Origin of the sequence: Enterococcus sp. AZ095b, assembly GCF_051714725.1 — a bacterium.
GTDB lineage: Bacteria > Bacillota > Bacilli > Lactobacillales > Enterococcaceae > Enterococcus_B > Enterococcus_B pernyi.
The window spans coordinates 1,210,248-1,223,276 of record NZ_JBIOSL010000001.1 but is presented as its reverse complement, the minus strand read 5'-3'; the positions used below and the strand labels follow the sequence as shown (position 1 = coordinate 1,223,276).

The window sequence follows — 13,029 nt, the reverse complement described above, 5'->3', positions numbered from 1 at the left end:
AGGGGTAATTTCAATGAAAACATTAGATATGATTGCTTTAACATTGTTGATTGTTGGAGGATTGAACTGGTTGTTAGTCGGTTTATTAGAATTTGATTTAGTTGCGACGATTGCAGGCGGCTCTACGACTATTTTAGCTAAAGCTATATATATTATTGTTGGGATTTGTGCTATTTATTGTTTGAAATTCTTTCCAATGATCTCCAATCGTGTAGAACATCAATAATTGGGATTTGATTTTTTCAGAACATGGGGCAACCATTTGCTCCATGTTTTTTTATTATTTACTCCTTTGATTGTCGTCATTAGGCTTAAGAATAGCTATTATGACTGATAGATAGCCACCCATTTTATCTTCTACAATAGAAAAAAACATATTTATTATCCGCTTAATATTTTCTTAACTAATTTTTTTCATCAAAAAACGAGAACATACATTCTTTCAATTAAAAGAAAGAAAGCGTTTTTCGATTACATATGTTTCGTTGAATATTACAAAAAAGGTAGCTTTGTCATAAACTGTTACGTTTTTATCACCTATGAAATGTCTCATCATGGTAAAGTATTACTCGTTAGCGAAAACAGCTAATCAAAATAACTTTTTAAAATACGAAGGAGATCTTTCATGAAATCACTTAAAACTATTCTTTTTGGAACAACTTTGGCCGCCGGCGCTGCATTATTTATGGGTACTTCTGCACACGCAGACGAAGCCTACACTGTTCAATCAGGTGATACTTTATCAACGATTTCTCAAAAATACGTTGGTGACAACTCCTTGATCCAAACAATTGCCGAAGCTAACTCAATCTCAAACATTCACCTGATTTTTTCAGGTCAAGAATTAACTATTCCTACTGGTGAGCAAGCAACTGCTCCTGTCGCTACTCAAGCACCTGTAGAACCTGTTCAAGAAACAGCGCCAGTTGTGGAAACACCTGTAGTAGAACAAGCACCAGTTGTAGAACAAGCACCAGCTACTGAAGTCGCTGTTTCAACTGGTACGAACGATGCCAAAGAATGGATCGCACAAAAAGAATCTAGCGGTTCTTATACAGCAACAAACGGACGTTATATCGGCCGTTACCAATTAGACTCTTCTTACTTGAACGGTGACTACTCTGCTGCCAATCAAGAAAGAGTGGCAGAACAATATGTTGCTTCTCGTTATGGCTCTTGGGATGCAGCCAAAGCTTTCTGGTTAGCTAACGGTTGGTACTAAGAACAATTTATCATTGAGTTAAAAGCTAAATAAAAAATTGGAAGGCTCGAAAATAGATAATCTATTTTCAGAGCCTTCCATTTTTTATTTATGTTACCTTCAATCAGCGATCAACTAATGTTGATTTTACCATCGATCGTTGTTGTATTGACCAATTTTTCTTCGTTATAAATATTGTATAAAATTCTAACATCATGACTGCCAGCATCAGGTAGATTCTCAAAAGGGATAGAGTCTATTCGGTTGTTTGGAGGAATCAATCCTGATTTATACAATTGTTTATTATTTGATGCTAGATAGTATTCTACTTGGATATTGAATGCATTCTGACCATTATTACGTACATCGACACTCGCTTTTCCTTCTTTATCAACTTCTATATCATGTTTCAAAAGAATACGCATTTTGTCTTTATCTACTTGATCTTGCATTGCTTTTAAAATCTCTTCATTACTCAATCTTGACAGATGATCATCTAAATCAGGCAATCCTGCCACTACTTGAGGAGGAGATTGATTAAAATAAAAGTATCCGCCGATCCCTGCTACAAGACATACGAGTAGCAAAGAAAACAAGATATAAGTTCTCTTCTTTTTACTATAATTCTTTTTTTCAAAATTATTACTATGTGCCATTTTTCTCAACCTCCTTTCTCAAAATTATAACTGAAAAGTCTTTCATTCAGGCTCTTTCTACTAAACTGAGTAATGGAATACTTATCAACTTTGCTAAGATTAGTTAGCTAATGCAGAAAAATGGAATGACATCGTGTATGCAGGTGTCACAATAACATCCTGTTGGAAAGGACTAGTGATTGCTCCTTCAAATTTCAAGGATTTTGTTTGTCCTGTTCCAATAGTTGTCAAATAAGTACGAGTATTCAAGAACTGTCCAGAAGCACTTTGCAAACGAACCGCTGCTTCATTTAATGGTGTAAAGAACAAATCTTGAGTGATCCCAGTTGAGCTTGTCTCCGCAAAACTATCTACTTCGATCATCACTCTATGTGAAGTTGAATTATTTGTCATTGCATATAATGGGGAAACGATCTCTGGTTGAGGCGTTCCGTCTTCTGCCATCGCATTTGCATATCTTACAGTCGTTGGGATCGTAATATCGATATAGCGTTTATCTTCTGGATCAACTGGATCCCATTCTCCGATCCATCCTGAAACTTGAACATCTGCTTTGTCATCACCTTTGATCGTTTGTCCCGGTGTATTGTCTGGTTGTCCAGGAATCCATCCCAAGTCATTGGCAGCAACGTTTATTGAACCAAGTCCTAAACCACTTAATAAAATTGTAGATACAATCGCTAAATTACTTAGCTTCTTCATATTGAATTTCTCTCCTTGCTGAAATAATCTATATTATTTCACTAAATTTTTTGTAGTCGTTCTTCTTTTTGATTGAATGTATAAAACGATCCTATCGAAAAAAGAGTAAGCAATAAACCGATCAAAGCAATTCCATTGGTCAAACGTTCCCCAGTTTGCGGGAAATTAGAGGAAGAACCTTCACTTTTGTTTGATGTTTGCTGTTCTTCATTTTGGGTACTCTGCCCTGTGTCGTCTTGATTTTCGGAACTATTACCTAAATCACCGATCGTTGCTTCGACATGAACTGTTTGTATTTCTGATTGTTGAGCATGATAGACAGTTGGACTCATAAAGCATAACAACAACACACCTATCATGTAATACATCGTCTTTTTTATCTCACCCTTCACCTCCTAATATAAACGACACGATTCCCACAAAACAATTATCCTTAAAAAACCAGCACTTTTAAAACCAAGTTTTACCGCCAGTTTGGTAAACAAAATAAGAATATATAGTTATTTATTTTAGTAACAAATACAAACCAGAATTACAATAATTGACCAATCCCCCATATATAACAGTGATAAAATAGCATTATAGAGTCCATATGAAATCAAGAAAAAATAAATAACATATTATTTTAACTAATCAGTTTGAACTTTTCTTAATAATTCCCACCAACAGAAATAATTGCCAACTGATTTTTGTATAGTAGATCAAATCTCAGCAAGTTCATCCACTTTGATGTGATAGTACTCGACCAATTTATCAATGATGGCTTCATCTAAATAGTTAGAAATTCCAAGAGTAGGCACTTCAAAATAGTCATTGAAATATATATCTGTCAGAAGACAATCAAACTTTTTTAAATAATCATTTTGTATTTTTGTCGCAGGGTGAAGAATCTCTATATTGATATTATGTCGAAAATAAAATTTGATTTCCTCTTTGAGCATACACATATGATCATAAGAACTATCTAATAATAGGGCGACATGGAGTTTTATCTTTTGCTTCCGTACTTGTACCCATAGATCTGACCAGGAAGTCAACAACTTGAAGACAGATTGATGGATCATTTCATCTAAATAACTATGAAATGCAGATCCTAATGTCTGATAAATCTCAAAAAATCGGTCTTCTAAATCTTTCACTAGTGTGGGACTGTCTCTTTTTACGTTTTGAAAAAATTCTCGTTTCTTATTATGTAAAATATAGGTGGGTCTTACCATATTCATGGTTGTCCAATAAATATCATGAATCAATTGATCACGATTTTCACAAACTATACCGAACTTATTTTCTAAGTATTCAATTACTTGATTTAGTTTATTTTTTTGATTTACTGCATCAACTTGGACATTTAAATATTGTAATCGTAAAGTCGGATGAATCGGTTGATAAAACTCATAGAAAAGTTGTTGGAGGTTTTCTTCTCTTAAATTGACGACAAACTTTTCATTGATACGTCCTAAAAGTTCTGTTTCATTTGCGAAATGTTGGAAAATAAACGGTATATTCCTCGAGATCAACTGATAATCTTGCTTCAAACGAACAAAACAAATAAATAAATGAAATTTCATATTTCCTAAAAACAAATGATTGTCATTATTGACTAATGCCCAGATCGTATTCTCTTTTACAAATACTTCGATGATATCCGTGATCAGAGAGAGATCATCGCCTTTCATTAAATTCTCAGGTAAATTATATTTTTCTGCAAAGAAAGCAGAAAAAAAATCTCTAATATTCCCTTCATTACCTACAATATCGAGATGATTATTGATTTGAAATTCATATTTACTGATGACTTGATTGATTCGATTAATAACACGTGATACTTGTGTTTCAGATATGTATAAACTATCACTCAGATCGTCTTTTGAACTTACTCTTCTAAAAAATAGTGTCTCAAGTAAGGTATATTCCAAACTTTTACTCAAAATTTTTGAATAGATGAATGCTTTTGGTGTTTTCATATTTTTCTTTAGCAATACTCCTGATCTAAAGGAGGTTTCAATTGTCAGCGGTGCAATCATCTCATTGATTTGTGAAAGATCATTTCGAGTTGTTTTTTCTGAGCTTTCGATCATTTCGGCTAATTCAGCTGTCGTCATCCACTGAGTATCCCATAATATTTCCAAAATCTTCAACTGACGTTTCAAACGTCCATCTAAGATTTCTCTCATTTCGGTTCCACCTCTCCAAACAAAAAATATTGAACGTCTACATTATTTTTAACATAATGATTTATCTAAAAATAATCTCAATCTACCGACCGCTTGGTAAAATAACGTTAGAACTTATAGGTGAATGTATTGAAAATGTCAATAATTCTATCATTAAAAAAATTGGTATAGATTAAAAAGTTAATGTATTCTCATTTATTCAGTGATCATTCTATTTATAACCATTTTCAAAACAGATGTTTAGCAATGATTTTTTGCGTTTTTATTAATTAAAAATAAGAAAAGATATACCAGTATAGGCATATCTAATAAATTGGATTATTAAACAGATTACATCACAAGTTCTTTTCTAAATAACTTGACACTTTCTTTTCTGTTTATAATAAAAGTATGTAATTTGTGAATGAACTCATTATCGAAATAATGTGGGATGCCAATCACCCTCGGTTGTTCGATGGACCCTCGGATTGTACAAACATCTGTCAACACACAGTCATATTTTTCTAATTTTACTTGGCTGAACAGATCAAATGGTGACAAGATATCAACGGAGTACGTACTTCTGAAATGCATTTCGATTTCTTCCTTCAACATACGCAAATGACCAATGGGAACATCCAAGATCAATGCAGCTTTGATCTGATAGGTCTTTTTCATCTCGATCCTAAAATCAGACCACTGTGTAACCAAACTATAGATCGATTGATACACCATATTTTTCTTATCAAACGGTTTAAGTTCAAGTTCTTCATATATTTCTGCAAAACACTCTCTTAATTCAAACATGATTGTTTGATTTTCACCCATTAATTCTAAAACAAATTCTTCAATCACATTGTTCAATATGAAAGTCGGGCCAGTGATTCGAAAACTACTCCATAAAATGTCAGCAATCAATGTATCACTATGGGAACACTCGATATTAAATCGTTGAGATAAATCTTTGATCAGTCGTTCAATTTTACTATGTAAGGATGATTGAAACCTACCAAACTGTTGGCAAGCTCCGGTCACTTTAAAAGGTTCGCAATAGTTGGCAAATAAATTGTATAATATGTCTTCATTCAGTTCAATTTCAAAAGATTCTTTACATCTACGTTTTAATTCTTCGTCATTCAAAATGGTTTTGTAGTTAAAAACAGTTGCTTTTTTTTCTATAAAAGCGCCTTGCTTGCATCGATATAGCGCAGCTAGTACTTTTAAATGTATTTTATTTAATAAAAAATGATGTTGGTCATTCGCTTCAATGATCGTTATGTTTTCCTCATAAAAACATTGGATCAATCGATCGATCAGGTCAAACTCTTCTTTTAAAAGAAGCGGTTCCGCAGAAAGATATTTTTCATACATCAAACTAGCAAATAATTTACGAATATTTATCTCTGAACCTTCAATCGTCAATTCATGACTGATTTGTATTGAAAATTTTTCTAAAACTGAATTTAGCTTGGCCAACAAGCGGTTCAACTGTGTCTCTGAGATAAACAAGCAATCACATAACTCACCTTTAGAAAGCTTCGGATTGATAAAAATTTCTTCGATGATCTGACATTCGATGCAGTTTTGCAAAAACAAAGAATAAAGATGTGTTTTTGAGACCCCAAGTGTTTTATCCAAGAAAACCCCGTGTTTAAAAGATGTTTCAATTTTAAGCGGTTTGATTATTTCATTTAAATGTTTGATATCCGTTCGTATCGTCTTTTCGACTCCCCCGATGACTTGGACAATTTTCGATACGGTCAACCATTCATTTTCCCACAGCAATTCTAATAATGCTAATTGCCTTGTACTTTGTTTATTTAATATTCCTTTCATTTTACTCCCCCAAATCTAATAAAAAAGCACAGTAATAAACAAAAAAATAACACCCCGTCTGTGATTTTTTTATTTTTTTCTTATATGATTATTCAATTTTCTTTTAGATTTATCATTGAAATAAGATTTCAACAAAAATATATGTACTATTACTTAATCATAATTTTAAAATATAAATCGTCTTATGTCTACAAGAAAAATGAAGATAACATGAGATATTTTTAATTTACCGTTAAATAATATTCGTAATAATAAATGATCGAATAAAAGCATCCGAAATTCAACGCCTTTATTCAATCATTTCTTTATTTGTTATTCTAATATTTTTTTAAATAACTTTTATTGAACCACTACTTCTTTGTGTCTAGTTATCTAAATAAGTCATTGTTCACCTGTCTAAAACATCCAAATCAACTCTGTTTCCCACTTAGAAATGCAAAAACATTTTCTCTGGAGATCGATCCAATCAGAATTTCTTGTTTATAGATGTTGACTGTTTCGACTGCTTCTAGTTGAGCAAATAATTGTTTTAGTGGTGTATCAAGCTGAACCACTCTTCGTTGTTCAGTGATCTCTTTCTCAAAAAAGCCAGCAAGTACAAGTTGTTCAACTGTCTGATCTTTTTCTTGGATCGATTCCTCGAAGAAACTACGTACAAAGTCATTCTTAGGATGCATCAATAATTGTTCTGGTGTATCACATTGGATCAATGCCCCTTCTTTCATCACAGCGATGCGATCCCCTAGTTTAATTGCTTCTTCCATATTATGGGTAACAAAAACAATCGTCGTACCTAATTCTTTATGAAGTGATAAAACAAGCTCCTGCAAGGAAGTTCTTGATAAAGGGTCCAACGCACTGAAAGGCTCATCCATCAAGATCACTTCAGGATTGGCTGCTAACGCCCGAATGATCCCTACACGCTGTTGTTCTCCTCCAGACAATTCTTGTGGCATTCGATCACGATAGACATCAGGATCTAAACCAACTTTTGTCAGTAACTGATCCGAAGTCTCGGATCGTTTCTGTTTTTCCCAGCCTAACATTTCAGGGATCACTTCGATATTCTGTTTGACAGTCATCGTTGGAAATAATGCAATCTGTTGCAAGACATATCCCATTTGCCAACGCATTTTTTGCAAGTTATAGTCCTTTAATGATTTACCTTTGAAATATACCTCACCGACACTTGGTAATGAGAGTCCATTGATCATTTTTAGTGAAGTTGTCTTTCCACTTCCCGAAGGACCTACCAATACAAAGATCTCTCCCTCATTGATTGAGAGGTCTAATTGTCTAATTGCATACTTGTCATTAAAGGTTTTTTGGACGTTTTTAAATTCAATCAGTTCGGTCAATTGTTATCCTCCTTCACTAAACCTTGGTCAACCAAAAATTGTCGTGCCACTTCAGCTGGTTGTTTTTTCTCGACATTTACTTGATAATTCATCGTTTGCATCTGTTCTTCCGTTATTTTGCCGCTAAGTTTCTCTAAAGCTGCCACGACTTCTGGATGATCATTGGCAAAATCTTCATTCATCAATGGTGCGCCTTGGTAGGTAGGGAACAAGCCTCGGTCATCTTCTAGGACGACTAAATCGTATTGTTTCAGTTCACTGTCGGTAGAATAGGCATCAACTACATTGACATCACCATTATTTATTGCTTGGTAACGCAAACTAGGTTCCATGCTTTGGACACTCGGAAAATCTAACTGATAAAGTTCCTGTATCCCCTTGTACCCATCTGCACGATCGATAAATTCTAACGTGAACCCTGCCTTGATTTGATTTTCGATTTTAGCTAAATCAGAAATTGATTTTACTTGGTGCTCATCCGCAAAGTCACGTTTAACAGCAAGAGCATATGTGTTTTGATAAGCCATCGGACTTAAAAGTGTCATTGAGAACTGTTCATTTAACAGTCTATTGGCCTCGTGATACGTTTCTTCTTTTGTTAATTTTTGGTCCTTGATTGATTCTGGAACTGTAACCAGACTCTCTAATACTGTTCCAGTAAACTCAGGATAAATATCAATTTGTTTGTTTTCTAAAGCGCTGAATAGAAAACTGGTTTTACCGAAATTCGGTTTTAATTCGACTTCCGCTTCGGTTTCTTCTTCAATCAATCCTTTGTACATCTGGATCAATATATCTGGTTCTGCACCAAGCTTACCGGCAATCGTGATTTTCTCTTGTTTTAAGAAACCAGTTTGATAAATGGAAGCACCTGCGACTAAAGTCAAAATCAAGCCTAAAGTGATCATCGTATAACGAGGTTTCAAGTGTTGTAATAGACGGATCAAGCTACTGAAAACAATAGCTAACAAGGCGGAGCTGATTGCGCCGATCAAAGTTAAAACAGGTGTATTCCGATCGATTCCTAGTAAGATAAATGTTCCTAGCCCGCCAGCACCGATCAAGGCTGCTAATGTTGCTGTACCAATGATCAATACTAACGCAGTGCGGATACCTGAGATAATGACAGGCAGCGCGATGGGTAACTCTACTTTGATCAATCTTCGAAAACGAGACATCCCAAAAGCAACTGCTGCTTCTTCAATTGATGGATCGATTTCTGCTAATCCTATATAAGTGCTTTGAAATATCGGTAATAAGGCGTATAAGATCAAGGCAATCAATGCCGGTAAAGTGCCAATCCCTACAAATGGAATCAATAATCCTAAAAGTGCAAGTGAGGGAATGGTTTGCAGCACACTCGTTACTTGTAACAAAAATTCTGCCATTCTTTTGTGGTTGACTGCCCAAATAGCAAGCGGGATCGCAATCACTGCGGCAATCAATAATGCAATCAATGAAATAGATAAGTGCTGAAATGTTGCTGCGAATAACTCTTCTTTTCTCTCACTGAGCGTTTCGATAAACGTATTCATATGACCTTCCTTTCTGTTCTCCTTTAAGTATAAACATAGCGAAGTAAATCCCCAACTAAGTTGTTTTAAAAAAAACTTGCAATCCACTAGATGGTGAGAAGTGATTGCAAGTTTTGTTTTTGTATTTAGTTATTTTGAATCGTACGTAGCTCTATGTTGATAGAAGGTTTCTTCATACCTGCGTTTTCGTTCATTTTGTCGATATTTTTTTTCATCCCACATCACAAACCATAATACAAACGAAGGTAAAAAAATCAATAATGCTGTTTGTAACCCATAATTACCTATAATAATTCCAAAAAATAAAATCAACAACATCGCACCAAAACGTCTCGTTGATTGCATCTCTGATCACCTCTATTATTTTATACCGAACGATTGTTCGCTCTTTTATTATACGAACAATTGTTCCCGTTGTAAAGTAGAAGTTGGAATTTTGAACAAAAAAAACAGCCAGTAACTTTTAAAATCTCGTGGGGGAGATACTTGTTTACTGGCTTGTTCAATAATTATTATACTTTAAGTTGTGTGTCAGTGACCAAAAAAGTAAAAATCGGTTGTTTTAACATCATAATCGTTAAATTTAATAAAATAATTTATGTTTTTTTATATTTAAATACATTTTTTTATTTATCACACTATTTTATTCACTATTTTTTTATCCCTAAATTATGCAATACATATTTTTACATAGAATCATTTTTGATTTAAAAGATTGTTTTACAAGGAATGATTGACCGAAATTAAATACACTTCATTATGTATATTTTTTTCTATTTACCTATTGAATTTATAGAGCCGTTCAGTGTAATATAAAGATTGCTGAAAATTTTCAAAAAGAAAAGAGGTTAGAGATGAAACAAGTAAAATTTTTATTAGACTTATGTGGAATTATTTTTGGGGCTGCTCTTTATGGATTAGCGGTAACCGGAATCAATCTCCCTTCAAAATTAGCTGACGGTGGTGTCACAGGAATTGCTCTTTTACTTAATCATTTATTTGGCTTTGCGCCTTCCATCACCTCACTGATCATAAATTTACCTTTATTGCTGATTTCCTTGTTTATTTTTGGAAAACATGCATTTATTCGAACGATCGTCGGAACATTTTCTCTGGTCTTCTTCTTGCATGTATGGGAAAATTTAAATGTCCACTTTGCTGTTGGAAATCTTTTAGTGAATAGTCTAATGACTGGCATTCTTTCGGGAATCGGTTGTGGCTTAGTTTTTCGTTTTGGGGGCAGCACTGGCGGAACCGATATCGTTTATCAAGCAATTGAAAAATATTATCATGTGAATATCGGGAAAAGTCTATTTGTTATCACGTTTGGGATTTTAGTTGTGTCTTTGTTGTATTTGGATTTTACGCATTTTGCCTATACTCTTTTGAGTTGCTCAATTTTATCTTATACATTGAATAAAGTGAAGTACTTCCGCTTCGCTAATCCTTTCAAAAAAATCACAGCTCCATCCCCAACAGTCAATCAATTAGAACCTGTGGAAGATTCATATATAGATTGAACTCTTACCATAAAAAGCAACTGAGGTCGGAACAGAAGTGTTTATTTCTCGCCGTTTATCTGGTTTTAGATAGTGCGAGAGAAACCATGTTCCAGCCACAGTTGCTTTTTTATAGTCATTCTTACTACTTGTCTTATCGAGCCATTTTTCCACCGGTGGATTTGAACCCACCTGACAAAACGACTTTGCCTTGCTGGCTACCTTCCTTCACCAACTTCATCGCTTGTTCAAGTGAAGCTCGGCTGATACCATCTGAGTAAACAGTTGTTACGTGGCTATGAAGTTTATTTTCTTCAAATAACTTTGTCAATGTCTCTAGGATTGCGCCTTGTGTTGCGATTTCTTTATTATGATCTGTTTTCGTGAAAACATACTCCCAATGGAAGCTGATTGAATCATTTTTATATTCATTCCAATCGATTTTCGCTTTTGTATTGACGATCATTCCGATATGCCCTAAAGGTTGAATGATTTTTTTTATTTCTGGTAGATAGGATTCAATATCATACAACACTGCGATATAGTCAACACCCTCGCTCCCAGCTTGTTTTAATTGGTCATAAAGAGAATGATGGTAATCTATCGGAACATCTACGCAATTTTTTTCAAGCCATCCAAAATTTTGCGGACTAGCAGTTGCATAAACTTTCATACCCGTCCACTTCGCTAGTTGCGTCATGATCGAACCAACGCCACCTCCTCCATTGATCACCAAAAGCTCTTTCCCTTCATTTGCTTTTTCTTGAGGAACTAACTGAAAATTTTCAAATAGCAATTCATAGGCAGTGAGTGCAGTCAATGGAATCCCTGCAGCAGCTTCGTCGCTAAGATTCTTAGGAGCCTTTGCAGCGATCCGTGCATCAACGATTTGATACTCTTGTTGACTCCCTTCGCGTTGAGTCGTTCCTGCATAATAGACACGGTCATTCAGCTCGAACCCCTTTACAGCCGCGCCCATTTCCCGTACATAACCCACACTATCATAGCCGAGCACAGTGAATGTTTCTTCTTTGACGATTTCTCTTCGCTTCGTATCTATAGGATTGATCGAAAGTGCTACAACTTCGATCAATAAGTCGTGTTCGCCAGGTTTTGGTACCATAGTATCTTCTTCAATCAATTGTGGATAAGGGGTCTCATAAGTAAAACCAAACCTTTTCATTGATGAGGGTCTATTTATCATTTTCCTGTTCCTTTCTACTGCAATAATATAGTCGGTCAAAAAAAAGCTGTTCCGCTCCAACATCCAGACATTTTTTCACAAGTCCTGCTTGTTTCTTATGTGTCTGAATGTTTGAAGGAACAACTTTTTCTCATACTTGAGCAGTTACTACTTATTGGAAATAACCATTGCCTTTCAAGGAATTACCTTGGTCATTGATCAGGCCTTCCAACGAACGATCTAATACTCCATGAGTTTTCTTACTTGAACTTTTCTCTTGGTTCATTGTTACACCTTGTTTTCCATCATAGGGTGTATTTTCTGTTTCAAATAAAAGATACGCATTCTTTTCTTTTTTGATCGAAGCGAGCAATTCTTCTTCAGAGATTTTATTTTTCTTCGGATCAGGAATGATCGAAGCTGGTACGTACTTAGGTACAAAATAAGAACGTTCTCTTCCCGAACTATTGAATACACTTCGTGATTGGCTTGTTTTTTCTTGTGTTGGTCTTTGCTCTGAAGGGCTGGCATGACGATTATAGCCAAAATTCGTCTGACTGTTTCGTTTGGTTTGTGTTTTTTTACTCTGCCTATAGTCTGGCAAATTTTGTTTATGTTTTGCTAGATTTGCTTTTTGTGTTGAAGCATGCCGAACATTGACTGTCGAATGAGGATTTTTTTCATTTTTTGAATAATCCTCAAAATGAAATTCATTGATTTGCTCGAACAATGGTTTGTCGCTTGTATCGGTCATCAGATCATCTTGTCCGTCAAACAGCACACGCCTATTTTCATTTTTTAACTTTACACCTATGTGATCATCGTATGCAGGAAAGCGAAAATGTTTTCGTTTGATTTCTGTCATGTAAACCATCCTTTTTAAGTGGACTTTCTCTTATAATAGCA

Annotated in this window: 13 protein-coding genes; 3 read left to right on the top strand and 10 right to left on the bottom strand. The window is 34.8% G+C overall.

Annotated elements, in window-relative coordinates; genetic code table 11:
- Window positions 1–13 precede the first annotated feature (13 nt).
- Both IGJ99_RS05875 and IGJ99_RS05870 read left to right on the top strand, forming a co-directional pair.
- Window positions 14–226: a DUF378 domain-containing protein gene (locus IGJ99_RS05875; RefSeq protein WP_010735711.1), complete on the top strand. Its 213-nt coding sequence runs from the start codon at window positions 14–16 to the stop codon at window positions 224–226.
- Between the two features lie 399 nt (window positions 227–625).
- The gene (locus IGJ99_RS05870) at window positions 626–1,222 is read left to right on the top strand and encodes a LysM peptidoglycan-binding domain-containing protein (RefSeq protein ID WP_016249999.1); all 597 of its coding nucleotides are present in this window, start codon (window positions 626–628) and stop codon (window positions 1,220–1,222) included.
- A gap of 110 nt (window positions 1,223–1,332) precedes the next feature.
- Here IGJ99_RS05870 and IGJ99_RS05865 read toward each other — a convergent pair whose 3' ends face one another.
- From IGJ99_RS05865 to IGJ99_RS05830, 8 genes are all read right to left on the bottom strand, one after another.
- Window positions 1,333–1,857: a hypothetical protein gene (locus IGJ99_RS05865; protein ID WP_409173822.1), complete on the bottom strand. Its 525-nt coding sequence runs from the start codon at window positions 1,855–1,857 to the stop codon at window positions 1,333–1,335.
- 99 nt (window positions 1,858–1,956) lie between these two features.
- Complete coding sequence (locus tag IGJ99_RS05860) at window positions 1,957–2,559, bottom strand: hypothetical protein (RefSeq protein ID WP_010735714.1); 603 nt, start codon at window positions 2,557–2,559, stop codon at window positions 1,957–1,959.
- Between the two features lie 41 nt (window positions 2,560–2,600).
- Window positions 2,601–2,927 carry an LPXTG cell wall anchor domain-containing protein gene (locus IGJ99_RS05855; RefSeq protein WP_224434657.1) on the bottom strand — a complete coding sequence of 109 codons (327 nt, stop codon included), beginning with the start codon at window positions 2,925–2,927 and terminating at the stop codon, window positions 2,601–2,603.
- A gap of 333 nt (window positions 2,928–3,260) precedes the next feature.
- On the bottom strand, window positions 3,261–4,733 hold the full coding sequence (locus tag IGJ99_RS05850; protein ID WP_010735716.1) for a helix-turn-helix domain-containing protein: 1,473 nt from the start codon (window positions 4,731–4,733) through the stop codon (window positions 3,261–3,263).
- 330 nt (window positions 4,734–5,063) lie between these two features.
- Window positions 5,064–6,548 (bottom strand): helix-turn-helix domain-containing protein, encoded by a 1,485-nt coding sequence (locus tag IGJ99_RS05845; RefSeq protein ID WP_409173821.1) that lies wholly within the window; start codon window positions 6,546–6,548, stop codon window positions 5,064–5,066.
- A gap of 410 nt (window positions 6,549–6,958) precedes the next feature.
- A complete protein-coding gene (locus IGJ99_RS05840; RefSeq protein ID WP_409173820.1) occupies window positions 6,959–7,906 on the bottom strand; it encodes an ABC transporter ATP-binding protein in 948 nt (315 codons plus the stop codon).
- Window positions 7,903–9,441, bottom strand: a complete 1,539-nt coding sequence (locus IGJ99_RS05835; RefSeq protein ID WP_023519498.1) for an ABC transporter permease/substrate-binding protein — start codon at window positions 9,439–9,441, stop codon at window positions 7,903–7,905. Before IGJ99_RS05835 ends, IGJ99_RS05840 begins: the two co-directional genes overlap by 4 nt.
- 129 nt (window positions 9,442–9,570) lie before the next feature.
- Entirely contained in the window at window positions 9,571–9,786 is a 216-nt protein-coding gene (locus IGJ99_RS05830) for a hypothetical protein (protein ID WP_438747869.1), read from the bottom strand.
- A gap of 509 nt (window positions 9,787–10,295) precedes the next feature.
- Between IGJ99_RS05830 and IGJ99_RS05825 the strand changes: the two genes are divergently transcribed.
- On the top strand, window positions 10,296–10,961 hold the full coding sequence (locus IGJ99_RS05825; RefSeq protein WP_010735721.1) for a YitT family protein: 666 nt from the start codon (window positions 10,296–10,298) through the stop codon (window positions 10,959–10,961).
- 133 nt (window positions 10,962–11,094) lie between these two features.
- Here the strand turns inward: IGJ99_RS05825 and IGJ99_RS05820 are convergent, their stop codons facing one another.
- Together IGJ99_RS05820 and IGJ99_RS05815 are read right to left on the bottom strand one after the other, a co-directional pair.
- Window positions 11,095–12,123, bottom strand: a complete 1,029-nt coding sequence (locus tag IGJ99_RS05820) for a zinc-binding alcohol dehydrogenase family protein (protein WP_438770674.1) — start codon at window positions 12,121–12,123, stop codon at window positions 11,095–11,097.
- Window positions 12,124–12,295: 172 nt separating this feature from the next.
- Window positions 12,296–12,988 (bottom strand): hypothetical protein, encoded by a 693-nt coding sequence (locus IGJ99_RS05815; RefSeq protein WP_010735723.1) that lies wholly within the window; start codon window positions 12,986–12,988, stop codon window positions 12,296–12,298.
- Between the last annotated feature and the right edge of the window lie 41 nt (window positions 12,989–13,029).